Here is a 15765-nt window from a genome sequence, read left to right on the forward strand (position 1 = left end):
GGAATTCCTCTCTGTGTGTCGGTGGGCACCCAGTGGGATGCAGCTTAACCCGGGTGGGTTCCCACAGATGGGGATGGCCCGGCCCGTCTCAACAGCCACCAGCCCCCGCCCGCCACTGCCAGCAGCAGCGCCGGAAAGCCGAGGGTGGGCGCCCACTGAAGCGCGGCGGCTCCCAGAGCAGGCGCCAGCACGCCGCCCAGCGTGTAAGACAGCACCAGCACGGCGGTGCTGTTGACCAGCGTGATGCCTTCTTCGCGCGAACCGATGTCGATCATGGCCAGCGTGTACAGGCAACCGCCTGCGCCACCCCAGAGGAAGGCCACCGGGGCTGCCAGCCAGGGCTTGCTGGCGACAAAGGGAATGACGAGCGTCGCGGCCAGCGTCACGAGGGCACAGGCGCGCATGAGTGTGAGGCGCGCAGCGCGCTCATCGCCCCAGCGCCGTGTGGGGTGGTGTGACATGCGGTCGGCCAGCACACCGGCGGGCAGCATCATGATGGCGCTGCCCAGGCCGCTGGCGGACACCAGCAGCGCGGCCAGCGTGGCGCCCAGCCCCAGCGCCAACCCGTACAGCGGCAGGATGGAGGTGAGGCCGCTTTCGAAGAAGCCGCCGACGAAACCCACCGTCATGATCAGCGGGTGCGCGCGCAGCGCATGCCACACGCCAGAGAGTCCCACGTGCGCGCTGTGCGCATCGGCCGCGGCCGGCACGCGCGGAATCAGCAGGCTCCAGCACAGGCCCAGCACCGTGAATCCCAGGGCGATCCACAGCGCAGCGTTGCTCTGCGCGCCGGCCCAGGCCAGTACCAGCGGCCCGAGCACGAAGGTGGTGCCCACCATGGTCTCGAAGATGCCCACGTTGCGCCCGCGCTGGTGTGAGGGCGAGAACTCGGCCACCACGGCTTCGGCCAGCACCCAGCGCAGGCCGGCGGCCATGCCTTCGATGAAGATGCAGACGAACCACACTACCAGCGAATCGCTGAAGATGAAGCCGCCAATGGCGAGCACCGGCACGAAGGCCGCGAGCCACAGCGATGGACGCCGACCCAGGCGCTGCGTGATCGCCGAGGCAAACGGCGTCATGGCAAAGATGCCGAGCCAGCCCGTGGCCACGAACACGCCAGCGAGCGCGGTGGACACACCGTCTCCCTTCAGGCGCAACAACAGCAGCGGCATGAGCATGAAGTAGCCCACCAGCTGGAAGAAGGTGGAGCCGAAGATGGCGAACAGGCCCAGCGGTGCGTTTTCGATCGGACGGGCTGGTGCAGGGCCCATACCCGTGTGCTGCGGTGGCAGCGGGTGCTCGCTCATCGGCCCGGCGCGTCCAGCACGGCCGCTGCCACCTCGGCGAAACCGGCGCCGCGTTCGCCTTGCGCCACGTAGCTCGGGTGGTGCGAAAGCGCGCCCCAGAATCGCGCCACGTTGGCCACACCCACGCTGTGCGGAAAGTGGGCGAACATGCGCGCGTCGTTGGTGGAATCGCCCACGTAGACCCATCGGTCCAGTTCGTCATCCAGCACGCGGCCCAGGCGTTCACGCACGATCCAGCGCGCGCCGGCCAGCTTGTCGTGGTCTCCGATCCAGCCGTTGATGTGGATCGAACTCACGGTGGCATTCAGGCCTTCCGCCTGCATGATGCGCACCACCTGCGCGATCTCCCCTTCACTCAGGTGGGCGAACTCGCTGTGGTCGATCGCGATGTCGGTCTCGCGCCCTGGGCTGTCCTCGGCCAGCCGCGCCTGCGGCAACTCGGCCAGCACGAGCTGCGCCACCGCTTGCAGCCGCTGGAAGTTGGCCGCGCGGGTTTTCGTGTCCTGCAGGTAGGCGCGGCAGAGTTCGCCATCGTCCCCGCGCCACAGGGCCACGGCGCCGTTTTCCGCCACGATTGCGCCCACCGGCCAGTCCAGCGCAAAGGCCTCGCTCCAGCCCGCCGGCCGCCCGGTGATGGCCAGCACCGGCAAGCCGGCTGCGCGCAGGCGGTGCAGTGCTAGCAGGGCATCGGGCGTGATGGCTCCGTCGGTCGTGAGGGTATCGTCGATGTCGGTCAGCACGCCGTGAATCCCGGCACGGGCCGACGCGGGCCAGCGGTGGAGTGGAGGTTTATCCATGGAAGGCGGGCAGTTTCTCACAGCCGCTGAAACCCCTGTATCGGCTAGAATCCCTGGATCCGAGGAGCGTTGCAGCGTCCCACCGACTTGTTCGGCAGCGGGGCGTGAGGCTCGGACCATCCATGCAACGACGCTCATCCACATCCCGTGTGATGAGTTCATTTCGACTCCCCTAGCGAGATGTGGTTTGTCCATCCTTACTGGAGCGAACCATGAATGCCCGTCTGAACAACCCCACCTTCACCGATTGCGCGATCGCCGATATCGCCCTGGCCGATTGGGGCCGCAAAGAGATCAAGATTGCCGAGACCGAAATGCCCGGTCTGATGGCCATCCGCGAGGAATTCGCCGCCAAGCAGCCCTTGAAGGGCGCGCGCATCACCGGCAGCATCCACATGACGATTCAGACCGCGGTGCTGGTCGAAACGCTGCAAGCCCTGGGCGCCAGCGTGCGCTGGGCCTCGTGCAACATTTTCTCCACGCAAGACCACGCTGCCGCCGCGCTGGTGGCCAATGGCACCCCGGTGTTCGCGCACAAGGGCGAAACCCTGACCGAATACTGGGACTTCACGCACCGCATCTTTGAATTCGGCGCGGCTGGCACCGAGGGCGAAGGCCCCAACATGATCCTGGACGATGGCGGCGACGCCACGCTCCTGATGATCCTGGGCCAGAAGGCCGAGAAGGATGCGTCCGTCATCAGCAAGCCGACCAGCGAGGAAGAAACCTGCCTTTACGCCGCCATCAAGGCCAAGCTCGCGCAGGACCCGACCTGGTACAGCCGCAAGGCCGCGCAGATCATCGGCGTGACCGAAGAGACCACCACCGGCGTGCACCGCCTGAAGGAAATGAGCGCGAAGGGCACACTGCCGTTCCGCGCCATCAACGTCAACGACTCGGTGACCAAGAGCAAGTTCGACAACCTGTACGGCTGCCGTGAAAGCCTGGTCGACGGCATCAAGCGCGCCACCGACGTGATGATCGCCGGCAAGGTCGCTTGCGTGGCCGGCTATGGTGACGTGGGCAAGGGCTCGGCCCAGGCGCTTCGTGCGTTGTCCGCGCAGGTGTGGGTGACCGAGATCGACCCCATCAACGCCCTGCAGGCCGCGATGGAGGGCTACAAGGTCGTGACCATGGAATACGCGGCCGACAAGGCCGACATTTTCGTGACCACCACCGGCAACAAGTCGATCATCACGCACGACCACATGGCCGCCATGAAGGACCAGGCCATCGTCTGCAACATCGGCCACTTCGACAACGAGATCGATATCGCCTCGATCGAGAAGTACACCTGGGACGAGATCAAGCCGCAGGTGGATCACGTGACTTTCCCCGACGGCAAGAAGATCATCATGCTGGCCAAAGGCCGCCTGGTGAACCTGGGCTGCGGCACCGGCCACCCCAGCTTCGTGATGTCGAGCTCGTTCGCGAACCAGACCATCGCGCAGATCGAACTGTTCTCGCACCCGGACAGCTACGACATCGGCAAGGTCTACGTGTTGCCCAAGCACCTGGACGAAAAGGTGGCACGCCTGCACCTGAAAAAGGTCGGCGCGATGCTGACCGAACTGACCGACGAGCAGGCCGCCTACATCGGCGTGCCCAAGCAAGGCCCGTACAAGCCCGACACCTACCGGTATTGATCCGCATGCGGGTCGACCAGTTGATGGTCGAGCGCGGCCTGGCAGCCACCCGATCGCAGGCCCAGCGGCTCATCGCTTCGGGCGTGCAGTGGCGGCTGCCGGGTGGTGACTGGAAAGCGGTGGCCAAGAACGGCGAGGAACTGCGCGATGCGGCCGAGCTGCGCCTGCTGGACACAGCTGAAACACGCTATGTCTCGCGCGGAGGTCTGAAGCTCGAAGGTGCCTTGCGGCACACCGGGCTCGACGTGAACGGGCTTCGCTGTCTCGACGTGGGGCAGAGCAGCGGTGGTTTCACCGACTGCCTGTTGCAGCACGGCGCCAAACAGGTGGTGGGCGTGGATGTGGGCCAGGGTCAGTTACATCCCTCGCTGCGAAGCGATTCGCGCGTGATCTGCATTGAGAAATGCAATGCGCGCGAGCTGTCGACCGACGTGTTGCGCGCTGCCGGTGGACCGCCTTCCTTCGACCTGATCGTGGGCGACCTGTCGTTCATTTCGCAAACGCTGGTGTGGCCCGCGCTCGTGCCGCTGCTCGCGGATCGCGCACACCTGCTGATGCTGGTGAAGCCGCAGTTCGAGTTGCAGCCAGAACAGATCGGCAAGGGTGGGCTGGTAAAGGACGTGGCGAGTTACGCCATCGTCCGCGAACGCATCGAACAAACCTGTGCCGCCACGGGTCTGCTGATGCGCGATTACTTCGAGAGCCCGATCACCGGGGGTGACGGGAACCGCGAGTTTTTTGTCTGTGCAATCCATGAGTCAAGGAGAGGACCGTGAGTCTTCCGATCAGCCTCGAATTTTTTCCGACCAAGACGGCCGAAGGCGCGGTCAAGCTGCGCGCGGTGCGCCAGCAGTTGTATGCGCTCAAGCCCGAGTTCTGCTCGGTCACCTTTGGCGCCGGTGGCTCCACTCAGGACGGTACCCTGCAGGCGGTGAGCGAGATCATGGCCGAGGGCTGCCCTGCCGCGCCGCACCTGAGCTGCATTGGACAGTCGCGCGAGAGCATCCGCGAGCGGCTGGCGGCCTATTCGGCCGCCGGTATTCGCCGCATCGTGGCATTGCGCGGCGACCTCCCCAGTGGCTACGGCACGGGAGGTGAATTCCGTTACGCCAGCGACCTCGTGGCGTTCGTGCGGTCCGAGACCGGCGACCGTTTCCACATTGAAGTGGCGGCCTACCCGGAGACCCATCCGCAAGCGAAATCGCCGCTCAGCGATCTGGATGCTTTCGCGGCCAAGGTGAAAGCCGGCGCGAACTCGGGCATCACGCAGTATTTCTTCAACAGCGACGCGTACTTTCGCTACGTGGACGACCTGCATGCCATGGGCGTGGACGTGCCGGTGGTGCCGGGCATCATGCCCATCACCAGCTCCACGCAGCTCATGCGATTTTCCGACGCCTGCGGCGCCGAGATTCCGCGCTGGATACGCATGCGGCTTCAAGCGTTTGGCGACGACACGGCATCCATCAAGGCCTTCGGTCTCGATGTGGTGACCGACCTGTGCGACCAGTTGCGCAACGCCGGTGTGCCCGGCCTGCACTTCTACACCATGAACCAGAGCGGCGCGACCAGCGAGATCGTGCGTCGGCTGGCCCTGGCATGACCTTCAAGCCTGCGCTCGCCGCCCTGCTCGCCACTGTGCTGTGGCTGGGAGGTTGCGCCACGCGTGCGCCGTCCGCGCCCGACATGCCTGGCATGCCTGGCATGCCCGATGCGCTGCCGGGTGATGCCCAGGTTCAGGGTGAGATCGAACGCGGTCTGGCTTCGTGGTACGGCGAAAAGTTCCATGGCCGGCGCACCGCGAGCGGTGAGCCTTTCGACATGAATGACCTGACGGCTGCGCACAAGAGCCTGCCGTTCGGCACCCGCGTGCGAGTGCGTCACGCGCGGACGGGGCAGGAAGTTCTGGTGCGCATCAACGACCGTGGCCCGCACGTGCGGGGACGCATCATCGATCTGAGCCGCGCCGCTGCAGCCGCGATCGGCCTGGTGCAGACCGGCGTTGCGCCAGTTGTCGTGCTCAAAGACTAGCGTTCGTCGTAGCTCACCACCACGCGATCGGTGGTGGGCCTGGCCTGGCAGCTCAGCACGAAGCCTTTGTCGGTTTCCCAAGGCTCCAGGGTGAAGTTTTTCTCCATCGCCACAGCACCTTCGAGCACCTTGGCGCGGCAGGTGCAGCACACGCCGCCGCGGCACGACCATGGCAGGTCCAGACCGGCATTGAGGGCGACATCGAGCACGCGCTCATCGCGGTTCATGCGCAGCTCGTGGGGCTTGCCGTCGAGCACCACAGTCAGTGAAACGTCGCCCTCGGTTCGCACCGCCGGGTGTCCCAGCACCACGGCCTGCCGCTGGTCTGGTGACAGGGCTTCCAGCGTGGGCGAGGTGAACCGTTCTGTGTGCACGCGGTCGGGTCGCACGCCCGCATCGAGCAATGCCTTCTCGGTGGCCTCGATCATGGCTTCCGGGCCGCACACAAAGACCTCGTCCATGCTGCCCACAGGCAGCAGCGTGGCGATGAGTTCGCGCACCTTGTTGCCGTCGATTCGCCCTTCGAGCAACGGCACTTCCTGCGCCTGGCGCGAAAGAATGTGAATCAGCGTGAGCCGGCTGGCGTAGCGATCTTTCAGGTCCTGCAGCGCTTCGTTGAACATCACGCTGCCCATGCGGCGGTTGCCATACACCAGGGTGAATTTGCTGTCGGGCGATTCTTCCAGCGTGCTCGCCATGAGCGAGAGGATCGGCGTGATGCCCGAGCCCGCCGCAAAGCCCACGCGGTGGAGCGCCCGAGTCTTGTGCACGGTGAATCGGCCATCCGGCGGCATGGCCTTGAGTGTGTCGCCCACCTTGAGCGCGGACGCCGCCCAGTTGGAGAACACCCCGCCTTCCACCGGCCGAATGCCCAGCGTGAGTTCGCCTTGCCGGGTGTACGCGCTGCGCGGGCTGCTGATGGAATAGCTGCGCCGCACATCTTGCCCACCGATGGTGGCGCGCACAGTGAGAAACTGACCGGGCTCGAAGGCGAAAGCGGCGCGTTGGTCGGGAGGGACCGCGAGCGTCACGGCCACCGCGCCGGCGGCCTCGGGCGTGACGCGAGCGATCGGCAGTTCGTGGAAACGGGCGGCGGTGCTCATGGCGTCAATACGGTTTGAAGTAGTCGAAGGGTTCGAGGCAGGCGAGGCAGCGGTACATGGACTTGCAGGCGGTGGAGCCAAAAGGCGATGTCTCGGTGGTGTGGGTCGAGCCGCATTGCGGGCAGGGCACGGCGTCGCGCGACAGGGCCTGGCGCGAAAACTTCAGTACGTTGGTGCCCGCCTGGGCGTTGCTGCCGCACTGCGGTGGTGCGATACCGTAGGCGCGCAGCTTCTCCCGCGCACTCTCGCTCATCCAGTCGGTGGTCCACGCAGGTGCCAGCTGCGTGATCACTCGCGCCGAGTGGCCGGCGTTGGTGAGGGCCGCACGCACGTCGTCTTCGATCTGGCCCATGGCCGGGCAGCCGCTGTAGGTCGGCGTGATCACCACCTCGGGTGTGCCATCGGCGCCAGTGCGCACATCGCGCAGGATGCCGAGCTCGCGCAGGCTGATCACCGGAATCTCCGGATCGGCCAGGTCGGCGAGTGCATCCCAGATCTCGGCGTGCATGACGGGGTTCACCAGACAGCGTGGGGGTGCGCGCGCGCCAGACTCTGCATCTCCGCGAGCAGGAAACCCATGTGCTCGGAGTGCACGCCGAGCTTGCCCTGGGGCACGTAGCCCCGCCCGGCGGGGCGTTGCAGGGTGGCTTCGTTCAGTGTGTCGTCCAGCAGCGCATTCCAGCTGGCCTGGAGGCTGGCCACGTCAACGCCAGTGCCGGTCTTTACCGCGAGCGTTTCGGCTTCGCTGCCGATCCAGAATTCCTGGGTATAGGGAAGCAGGTGTTCAAGGGAAGCCTGCGCGCGCGCGCGCGATTCCGCGGTGCCGTCGCCGAAGCGCACCAGCCAGTCGCTGGCATGGCGCAGGTGGTAGCGCGTCTCCTTGATGGATCGTGCGGCGATGGCGGCGAGCTGCGCGTCGGCAGACGACTGCAGCCGGTCCCACACCAGCACCATCAGCGCGCTGTAGAGAAAGTTGCGGGTGATGGTGGTTGCGTAGTCGCGGTCACCCGTTGCGGTGCCAGCGAGTGGTCCGCTGTGCGGCAGTTCAAGCAGCGTGTGGTTGCGGAACTCGGCCACATCGCGAAAGTAGGCCAGCGTGTCTTCGGTGATGCGGCCGTCCTGACGTGCGCCCTGCAGGTGCGCGAAACGCCGGGCCTGGTCTGCGTCGTCGTTGATCAGTGCGGCCGCGTGCTGGTAGAGCAGCCGCGCCTGGCCCAGCAGGTCCAGGCTGTTGTTCGCCAGCGCCAGATCTTCTTCGAGGATCGGGCCGTGACCGCACCATTCGGCGTTGCGCTGACCCAGCACCAGCGCGTTGTCGGCCAGGTGCAGCAAGTAGTCGATCGGAGCGTGTGTCGGAGCTGCGACCATCACATGTGCCCCACTTTGTCCGGGATCTCGTAGAAGGTGGGGTGCCGATACACCTTGTCGGCAGCGGGATCGAAAAAGCTGTCCTTGCTGTCGGGCTCGCTGGCGGTGATGCTGCTGGACTGCACCACCCAGATGCTCACGCCTTCCTGGCGGCGCGTGTACACATCGCGTGCGAGGTGCAGCGCATGCTGCGCGTCGCTGGCGTGCAGGCTGCCGCAGTGCTTGTGTTCCAGGCCCTGCTTGCTGCGCACGAACACTTCCCAGAGCGGCCATTCCTTGAGAGCGCTGTTGACGGTGTTCATGCTGCCTCCTTCATGGCGCGTTCCTGTTGCTTGCGCGCATGCGCCAGGGCAGCCTCGCGCACCCAGGCGCCGTCGTCCCATGCCTTCACGCGCGTGGCCAGGCGCTCCTTGTTGCACGGGCCGTCGCCGTTCACCACGGCCCAGAACTCGTCCCAGTCGATCGGACCGTAGTCGTGGTGGCCGCGTTCTTCATTCCACTTCAGGTCGGGATCGGGCAGCGTGACGCCGAGCACTTCAGCCTGCGGCACGGTTGCATCCACGAATTTCTGCCGCAGGTCGTCGTTGCTGATGCGCTTGATGCCCCAGCGCATGCCCTGCACGCTGTTGGGACTGTCCGCATCGGGCGGGCCGAACATCGCCAGACACTTCCACCACCAGCGGTTCACTGCGTCCTGCACCATGGCCTTCTGCTCGTCGGTGCCCTGCATCATCACCAGAAGGGCTTCGTAGCCCTGTCGCTGGTGAAAGCTCTCTTCCTTGCACACGCGGATCATTGCGCGCGCGTAAGGGCCGAAGCTGCAACGGCACAGCGGAATCTGGTTCATGATCGCCGCGCCGTCCACCAGCCAGCCCACCACACCCACGTCGGCCCAAGTCAGGGTGGGGTAGTTGAAGATGGAGCTGTATTTGGCGCGGCCGCTGTGCAGTGCGTCGAACATCTGGTCGCGGCTGGTGCCCAGCGTTTCGGCGGCGCTGTAAAGGTAGAGGCCGTGGCCGCCTTCGTCCTGCACCTTTGCCACCAGGATGGCCTTGCGCTTGAGGCTGGGCGCGCGCGAGATCCAGTTGCCTTCGGGCAGCATGCCCACGATCTCACTGTGCGCGTGCTGGCTGATCTGGCGCACCAGCGTCTTGCGGTAGGCCTCGGGCATCCAGTCGCGCGGTTCGATCTTGCCGTCCGCATCGACGACCGCGTCGAAATGGGCTTGCAGCGCGGCGCTGGCGTCATCGAGCGGCACTGTCTTGAGAGCGGTGGACTTGCCGTCCGTCTGGTCCGGCACGTTGAACGACTGGGTGTACATGGGGCGTCTCCTGCGCGGCATCGGTGCGCTTTCCGGCAGTATAGCCAGTTACCCGACCGAGCGGTCGGGTAATTTCTATGGCCTGAATGGGGGTTTGTCCGGAGCTGGCAACCGTTCGCACATTCGCTTACCGGGACCGCGCATGACGCCCGTAGAGTGGTCGCATGCACGCACCGCCCACACCTTTCATTCGCTTCCTCCGCTGCATTGCCACTGGTGCGACCTTTCTGGCCTTGGCCGCTTGCGGGGGCGGTGGGTCGGACACCGCGGCCCCAGCGTCCAGCGGCGTGAGCGGCGCGCCCAGCAGCGTCACGGGATCCTCGGGCGCCACCGGGACGCCGGGATTGCTGGCGCTGGACTCGGGAACCAGCTGCGGCCTGCCCGACTTCCAGAACAGCCTGATGCAGCAGATCAATGCCGCCCGCGCCACGGCCCGCACCTGTGGCAGCACTGCAATGCCGGCTGTGCCACCGCTGGCGTGGAACAACCGGCTTTTTTCCGCCGCGGCGCGCCACTCTGGCGACATGGCCACCAACAATTATTTCTCCCACACCGGCTTGAGCGGCAGCACGCCTGCGCAGCGCATCGCCGCCGAGGGCTACGCCTGGTCCTGGGCCGGGGAGAACATCGCCGCGGGCCAGCAGACCGCGACGGCCGTCATGAACGGCTGGCTGGCCAGCCCGGGGCATTGCGCCAACATCATGCGGGCCGAGTACCGCGATGTGGGTGTGAGCTGCGTTCAGCAGAACGGCAGCACCTACGGCAAATACTGGACCATGGCGCTGGCCCGGCCCCAGTAAGCCGTGAGCTCAGCCGCCGCCCGACTCGAGCGCCTGCGACTTGCCCCGACCGCGCCCAAGGTGGATCAGCAGCTGCGGCAGGGCTTCGGCCAGCACCGCCTTGAGCGTGTGCGGCGGGTTCACCACAAACATGCCGCTGGCCGTGAGGCCCGGCCGATCATCCGGTCCGTGGGTGGGATCCTGGCCGATCGCCAGCGTGGCATGAAGCCAGGGTCGTTGCGCCTGGTTGCACAGCGTTTTCAGGCGGCGTGGGAGATCGTGTGCCTCCGGCCGCGGGATCACCGGGTACCAGACCAGAAAAGTGCCGGTGGGAAAGCGCCGAATGCATTCTTGTATGCAGGCACTTACTTTCCCGTAGTCGCTTTTGATTTCGTAGCTCGGGTCGATGAGCACAAGCGCCCGCTTGGACCCGGTGGCGGACGGAGGCGGCGGCAGCAGGGGCTTGACACCCTCAAAACCATCTTCGCGCGCCACGGCGATCTGGCGCCCGGCTTCAAGTTGGGCAATGTTGGCCGAGAGCGTGCGGCTGTCGGTGGGGTGCAGCTCGAACAGCTTGAGTCGATCGCGCGACTCAACGCGCATGAGCTGGTGAATGACGAAGGGCGACCCCGGGTAGACACGCAGCGTGCCAGAAGGGTTGTAGCTGGCGATCACGTCGAGGTAGTCGTCGATGGCCGGCGCGGCCGCGGCGGGTTCCTTCCCAGCAGCGCGCAGGGCGGCCATGAGTTTGACCACGCCATCTTTCGCCTCGCCGCCGGTTTCGGTGTAGTCGCCATCCAGCCGGTACAGACCGGCGCCGGCGTGGGTGTCGATCAGCGTGATACCGGCGTCCTTCTGCATCAGATGGCGCAACGTGGCGATCAGGGTGAGGTGCTTGAGCACGTCGGCATGGTTGCCGGCGTGGAAGGCGTGGCGGTAGCTGAACATCGCCCGATGGTAGCGGTTTGGCCGCCCGATCTGACCGTTCAGGTGGCTGTGGTTGCCATCAAGCCCCGATATTTCGTACAATCGAGGGCTTCGCAGCGATTTGCTGGCTCCGCGGCGAAGTATCCAAACCCCACCTAAGAGCGTTCCGTCAGAGAACGACCGACCGTGGAAAAGAGCCGCCAGACCACCTCTTCCCAGAGAAAACTCATGACCAAAACGTTCAGCGCCAAACCCGCTGACGTGACGCACGAGTGGTTTGTGATTGACGCGACCGACAAGGTCCTCGGACGAGTAGCCAGTGAAGTTGCTCTCCGTTTGCGCGGCAAACACAAGGCCATTTACACGCCTCACGTCGATACCGGTGACTTCATCGTCATCATCAACGCAGCCAAGATCCGCGTCACGGGCAACAAAGCCCTCGACAAGGTGTACTACCGCCACTCGGGTTACCCCGGCGGTATCTACGGCACCAACTTCCGCGACATGCAGGCCAAGCACCCTGGCCGCGCACTCGAAAAGGCTGTCAAGGGCATGCTGCCCAAAGGCCCGCTCGGTTACGCCATGATCAAGAAGCTCAAGGTGTATGGCGGTGCAGAGCACCCGCACACCGCCCAACAGCCGCAAGTGCTGGAACTCTAAAGGAGCCTTGAGATGATTGGTGAATGGAACAATGGCACCGGCCGTCGCAAATCCAGCGTCGCCCGTGTGTTTCTGAAAAAAGGCAGTGGCCACATCACGGTCAATGGCAAGGACATCCAGGCCTACTTCGGCCGCGAGACCTCCATCATGATCGCCAAGCAGCCCCTGCTGCTGACCAACCATGCTGAAACCTTTGACATCCAGGTCAACGTGCACGGTGGCGGTGAATCTGGCCAGGCCGGTGCGGTGCGTCATGGCATCACCCGCGCGCTGATCGATTACGACGCAACGCTCAAGCCGGAACTGTCGCAAGCCGGTTTCGTCACGCGCGATGCCCGCGAAGTGGAACGGAAAAAAGTGGGTTTGCGTTCGGCTCGCCGTCGCAAGCAGTTCAGCAAGCGCTAAGCGCCCTGAAACCCAGCAGAAACCGCCTTCAAGTCAAACTTGGGGCGGTTTTTGCTTTCTGGGTCCGGGTTTCTTTTGCTTGCACTTGAAAGGTTTGAATGCGTTTTCGCCTGTTGCGTAGAAGACTCACGGTGAGCGCACCGATGGTGTCCGTGCGCAGCAGGCTGCCCTTGCCCCTGCGCTGGTTGCTGGGTGCGATCGTGCTGGGGTTTTCGGGTGCACTGGCGGTGTGGGCCTTCGAGTTCGGCAAGGACATCGCGGGGCTCGACCGCCATGCCGCGCAGGAGTTGCAGCAGCTGCGCCGCGAGGTTCAGGTGCTGCGCGCCAACCTGAACGAGGCGCAGTCCGTGTCCAACACATCCGAAAGCCTGTTGATTGCGGAGCGCAGTGCGCAAGAGCAGCTCATGATGCAGATTCGCCAGCTGCAGACCGACAACCAGGCACTTCGCAGCGACCTGGGTTTCTTCGAGCGGCTGATTCCGGGTTCTGGTACCGATGCCTTGAGCATCCGCGGGTTGCAGGCCGAACGCGTGTCTGACACGCAGTTGCGCTGGCAGGTGCTCATGATGCAGGCGAGTAAGAATGCGCCCGACTTCAAGGGTGCGCTGGAGATCACCTTTGTCGGCACGCTCGCGGGCAAACCCTGGACCGCCACGCAGGCGCCCGCGCCGCAACCTGTGCTGATCAAGGGCTATCTGCGCATGGAGGGGTTGGTGGACGTGCCGGCCCAGGCCGTGGTAAAAAATGTGACCGCCAAGATCCTGCAAGGCAGTTCGGTGAGGTCCATGCAAAGCTTCAACCTGTAACCCTCGTCAGGAGTCATTCATGTTCAACAAAAAAAGGCAGCCGCCCATCAAAAGCCTCATCGCTCAAGGCACGCGCATCGAAGGGCATGTGCTGTTTCACGACGGCTTGCGCATCGATGGCGAGGTGGTGGGCGACATTCGCGCCAGCGACGAGAAACCGAGCATTCTGGTGGTGAGCGAGGTGGCCACGGTGATCGGACAGATCCACGCCGATCACGTCATCATCAACGGGCACGTCAAGGGCCCGGTGCTGGCTTTCGACCTGCTCGAACTGCAGCCCAAAGCGCGGATCGAAGGCGATGTGTCTTACAAGGCACTGGAAATGCACCAGGGCGCCACCATCAGCGGTCAGCTCAAACCCATGGCCGGGGGCGTCGAGGACAAACCCACACTGAAACTGGCGGCAAACAACGGTTGAACCCGCTGCGGGTCGATTTGCTTTAGCATGGCTCCTTGCCCGTGGGTGAATTGCACCCACCTTGATTCCGTGGCCCATCTTGCGGCCACACCCCATCCCGAGAGGTGATCCATGAGTGCCGTGGCCGAAAACATCCAGACTGAAATGCCAGCGCCGCTGATCTTCACCGACAGCGCGGCGGCGAAAGTCGCCGAACTGGTGGCCGAAGAAGGCAATCCTGAACTGAAACTGCGCGTGTTCGTCCAGGGTGGAGGTTGCTCCGGCTTTCAGTACGGCTTCACCTTTGATGAAGTCGTCAACGAAGACGACACCACCATGAGCAAGAACGGCGTGTCCTTGCTCATCGACGCCATGAGCTACCAGTACCTCGTGGGTGCCGAGATCGACTACAAGGAAGATCTGGAAGGCGCACAGTTCGTGATCAAGAACCCGAACGCGTCCACCACCTGCGGTTGCGGATCCAGCTTCAGCGTTTAGATCGGTACTCCCCCCTGCGCCGCTGACGCGGCTTCCCCCCTCTCTGGCGCGACTTTGGCGCTTGGAAGGGGGACGATGCCTGTGGCCCGGCGGAGCCGGTTCCACGGCATCTCTGGACGGGGACACCCGCTCCGGAGAGGTGCGGGCTGATCGAGGGACAGCGAGGGTCCGGCTCCGCCGGCCCCAGCTGTCGTCCCCCTTCCAAGCGCCAAAGGCGCGCCAGAGAGGGGGGAAGCCGCGTCAGCGGCGCAGGGGGTGTTACCTATTCAGCACTTGCCTGCTGCACGCTGGCCGCCGCGTCGAGTTGCACGCGCTGCATCTGGGCAACAGCCTCGAATCGCTGGCGCAATTCGGCGGGCACGGGGATTGATTCGCTTTGACGCGCAATCTCCAGCGGGTCCACATGCACACCGTTGTCGCGGAATTCCAGATGCAGGTGAGGTCCGGTGGACGCGCCGGTGGAGCCGACGTTGCCGATGAAGTCGCCCTGGCTCACGCGCTGACCGTCGCGCACGGCGATGCGGCTGAGGTGCGCGTACACCGTCATCTGGTTGTTGCGGTGGCGCACGTAGATCACATTGCCATACCCGCGCTGCACGCCTGCAAACTCCACCACGCCATCGCCAATGGTTCGCACGGGGGTGCCGGTGGGGGCGGCGTAGTCCACACCCATGTGGGCCTTGCGTGCACCAGAGATCGGGTGGAAGCGCATGCCGTAGCCGCTGCTCACGCGTGAGAATTCGAGTGGGGAAGACAAATAGTAACGGCGAGCGCTCTGGCCGTTGAAATCGTAATAGCCACCCTTGTGGCCTGCGTCCTCGAACCACACGGCTTCGTGCTCGCGGCTGTTGTTGACAAATTCGGCGCTCAGCACGCGGCCGGTGCGCAGACTCTCGCCGTCGGCTTCGAGGCTCTCGTACACCACACTGAAGCGGTCACCCTGGCGCAGATCGCGGCGGAAATCGATGTTGCTGGCGAACATTTCGGCCAGCTGGATGGCCACCGGGTCGGGAATGCCGGCCTCGTCGGTGGCGGCGAACAGCGAACTGCGGATGACGCCGCTGGCCAGCCTGGGCGAGGCGGTGAGCGGTGCCTGTTCCAGGCGCGAGGTGAAGCCGGAGGGCGTTTGCTCGACGACGAGGCGCGCGAAGGAACCTTCGTCTGAGGCCAGCCAACGCGCGGTCAGGCGCAACAGCGCCTGCCGATCAGAGGTTTCCACGCTGACCAGGCGACCTGCACGCCCGTTGATGAGCTGGCGTGCAACCGGATCGTTGCGCAGAAAAGCCTGGGCCTGGGTGTCGTTTACGCCCAAGCGCTGCAGAAGGCTCTGGGCGGTGTCGTCGCGGCGGGTGGACTCGCTGCGGAACAGCACCAAAGCGGGCGCTGCCTCAAGGCTTGCGGCGTGGCTTTGAATGAGGGCGTTGGTGTCGAGAGCCTCAATGACTTGGCGAACAGGCAGGTCGGAGGCGTCGGGGGCCAGCGGCGCGATGCCAAAGGCGGTAACGCCCGTGCCCAGCAGCAGAACACCCAAGCCGCCCATGATGCGGCGGGGATGCCTGGAGAGGCTCTGGCTGGTGGCATCAAGAAGCTGTGCCAGCGTGTGAAGTAGCGGACGGATCAAAATCGGGGTTCCCGGCAGGGGCTTGCCCACGGTCTGTGGGGCAATGGCACACAAAAAAGAGCGGTCGATTCGGAACAAGTTCACTCGATCGCTCGG

The 15765-nt window shown here is 64.8% G+C and carries 19 protein-coding genes and 1 riboswitch; of the genes, 10 read left to right on the plus strand and 9 right to left on the minus strand.

Annotated elements, in window-relative coordinates; all coding sequences use genetic code 11:
* Window positions 1–44 precede the first annotated feature (44 nt).
* Entirely contained in the window at window positions 45–1310 is a 1266-nt protein-coding gene (locus tag CAP37_RS00900) for an MFS transporter (protein ID WP_086122425.1), read from the minus strand.
* Window positions 1307–2107, minus strand: coding sequence for an HAD-IIB family hydrolase (locus tag CAP37_RS00905; RefSeq protein ID WP_086122426.1), 801 nt, complete (start codon window positions 2105–2107; stop codon window positions 1307–1309). Before CAP37_RS00905 ends, CAP37_RS00900 begins: the two co-directional genes overlap by 4 nt.
* Before the next feature lie 55 nt (window positions 2108–2162).
* A riboswitch (S-adenosyl-L-homocysteine riboswitch) is annotated at window positions 2163–2250 on the plus strand.
* 69 nt (window positions 2251–2319) lie between these two features.
* Between CAP37_RS00905 and ahcY the strand changes: the two genes are divergently transcribed.
* Genes ahcY through CAP37_RS00925 form a run of 4 tightly spaced genes read left to right on the plus strand, consistent with a single transcriptional unit; the run spans window position 2320 to window position 5784 of the window.
* Window positions 2320–3753: an adenosylhomocysteinase gene (gene ahcY / locus CAP37_RS00910; RefSeq protein ID WP_086122427.1), complete on the plus strand. Its 1434-nt coding sequence runs from the start codon at window positions 2320–2322 to the stop codon at window positions 3751–3753.
* A gap of 5 nt (window positions 3754–3758) precedes the next feature.
* Window positions 3759–4529 (plus strand): TlyA family RNA methyltransferase, encoded by a 771-nt coding sequence (locus tag CAP37_RS00915; protein ID WP_086122428.1) that lies wholly within the window; start codon window positions 3759–3761, stop codon window positions 4527–4529.
* The gene (metF, locus tag CAP37_RS00920; RefSeq protein WP_086122429.1) at window positions 4526–5356 is read left to right on the plus strand and encodes a methylenetetrahydrofolate reductase [NAD(P)H]; all 831 of its coding nucleotides are present in this window, start codon (window positions 4526–4528) and stop codon (window positions 5354–5356) included. Before CAP37_RS00915 ends, metF begins: the two co-directional genes overlap by 4 nt.
* Window positions 5353–5784 carry a septal ring lytic transglycosylase RlpA family protein gene (locus tag CAP37_RS00925; protein ID WP_086122430.1) on the plus strand — a complete coding sequence of 144 codons (432 nt, stop codon included), beginning with the start codon at window positions 5353–5355 and terminating at the stop codon, window positions 5782–5784. Before metF ends, CAP37_RS00925 begins: the two co-directional genes overlap by 4 nt.
* Here the strand turns inward: CAP37_RS00925 and CAP37_RS00930 are convergent.
* Genes CAP37_RS00930 through paaA form a run of 5 tightly spaced genes read right to left on the minus strand, consistent with a single transcriptional unit; the run spans window position 5781 to window position 9576 of the window.
* Window positions 5781–6887, minus strand: a complete 1107-nt coding sequence (locus CAP37_RS00930) for a 2Fe-2S iron-sulfur cluster-binding protein (RefSeq protein ID WP_086122431.1) — start codon at window positions 6885–6887, stop codon at window positions 5781–5783. The two genes, CAP37_RS00925 and CAP37_RS00930, sit on opposite strands and share 4 nt — an antisense overlap.
* A 4-nt stretch (window positions 6888–6891) precedes the next feature.
* Window positions 6892–7395 carry a 1,2-phenylacetyl-CoA epoxidase subunit PaaD gene (gene paaD / locus CAP37_RS00935; RefSeq protein WP_086124757.1) on the minus strand — a complete coding sequence of 168 codons (504 nt, stop codon included), beginning with the start codon at window positions 7393–7395 and terminating at the stop codon, window positions 6892–6894.
* Window positions 7396–7403: 8 nt separating this feature from the next.
* Window positions 7404–8255 carry a 1,2-phenylacetyl-CoA epoxidase subunit PaaC gene (gene paaC, locus CAP37_RS00940; RefSeq protein ID WP_086122432.1) on the minus strand — a complete coding sequence of 284 codons (852 nt, stop codon included), beginning with the start codon at window positions 8253–8255 and terminating at the stop codon, window positions 7404–7406.
* Window positions 8255–8557 (minus strand): 1,2-phenylacetyl-CoA epoxidase subunit PaaB, encoded by a 303-nt coding sequence (paaB, locus tag CAP37_RS00945; RefSeq protein WP_086122433.1) that lies wholly within the window; start codon window positions 8555–8557, stop codon window positions 8255–8257. The genes paaC and paaB overlap by 1 nt, the downstream gene beginning before the upstream one ends.
* Window positions 8554–9576 carry a 1,2-phenylacetyl-CoA epoxidase subunit PaaA gene (gene paaA / locus CAP37_RS00950; RefSeq protein WP_086122434.1) on the minus strand — a complete coding sequence of 341 codons (1023 nt, stop codon included), beginning with the start codon at window positions 9574–9576 and terminating at the stop codon, window positions 8554–8556. The genes paaB and paaA overlap by 4 nt, the downstream gene beginning before the upstream one ends.
* Window positions 9577–9740: 164 nt before the next feature.
* On the opposite strand from paaA, the gene CAP37_RS21860 reads away from it, so the two are divergent.
* The gene (locus CAP37_RS21860) at window positions 9741–10376 is read left to right on the plus strand and encodes a CAP domain-containing protein (protein WP_086122435.1); all 636 of its coding nucleotides are present in this window, start codon (window positions 9741–9743) and stop codon (window positions 10374–10376) included.
* 9 nt (window positions 10377–10385) lie between these two features.
* Here the strand turns inward: CAP37_RS21860 and CAP37_RS00960 are convergent, their stop codons facing one another.
* The gene (locus CAP37_RS00960; protein WP_086124758.1) at window positions 10386–11303 is read right to left on the minus strand and encodes a 23S rRNA (adenine(2030)-N(6))-methyltransferase RlmJ; all 918 of its coding nucleotides are present in this window, start codon (window positions 11301–11303) and stop codon (window positions 10386–10388) included.
* Window positions 11304–11510: 207 nt separating this feature from the next.
* Here CAP37_RS00960 and rplM point away from each other — a divergent pair, with 207 nt between their 5' ends.
* From rplM to erpA, 5 genes are all read left to right on the plus strand, one after another.
* Window positions 11511–11942, plus strand: coding sequence for a 50S ribosomal protein L13 (rplM, locus tag CAP37_RS00965; protein WP_056267763.1), 432 nt, complete (start codon window positions 11511–11513; stop codon window positions 11940–11942).
* Window positions 11943–11954: 12 nt separating this feature from the next.
* Window positions 11955–12347, plus strand: a complete 393-nt coding sequence (gene rpsI, locus CAP37_RS00970) for a 30S ribosomal protein S9 (RefSeq protein ID WP_086122436.1) — start codon at window positions 11955–11957, stop codon at window positions 12345–12347.
* Window positions 12348–12478: 131 nt separating this feature from the next.
* On the plus strand, window positions 12479–13153 hold the full coding sequence (locus tag CAP37_RS00975; protein WP_306297819.1) for a DUF6776 family protein: 675 nt from the start codon (window positions 12479–12481) through the stop codon (window positions 13151–13153).
* Between the two features lie 19 nt (window positions 13154–13172).
* On the plus strand, window positions 13173–13571 hold the full coding sequence (locus CAP37_RS00980; protein ID WP_086122438.1) for a polymer-forming cytoskeletal protein: 399 nt from the start codon (window positions 13173–13175) through the stop codon (window positions 13569–13571).
* A gap of 111 nt (window positions 13572–13682) precedes the next feature.
* On the plus strand, window positions 13683–14048 hold the full coding sequence (erpA, locus tag CAP37_RS00985; protein ID WP_086122439.1) for an iron-sulfur cluster insertion protein ErpA: 366 nt from the start codon (window positions 13683–13685) through the stop codon (window positions 14046–14048).
* A 262-nt stretch (window positions 14049–14310) separates the two neighbouring features.
* Here the strand turns inward: erpA and CAP37_RS00990 are convergent, their stop codons facing one another.
* Window positions 14311–15669 carry a M23 family metallopeptidase gene (locus tag CAP37_RS00990; RefSeq protein WP_256926975.1) on the minus strand — a complete coding sequence of 453 codons (1359 nt, stop codon included), beginning with the start codon at window positions 15667–15669 and terminating at the stop codon, window positions 14311–14313.
* Window positions 15670–15765: the final 96 nt, after the last annotated feature.

The sequence above is a fragment of the Hydrogenophaga sp. IBVHS1 genome, assembly GCF_002127265.1.
Lineage (GTDB): Bacteria > Pseudomonadota > Gammaproteobacteria > Burkholderiales > Burkholderiaceae_C > Hydrogenophaga.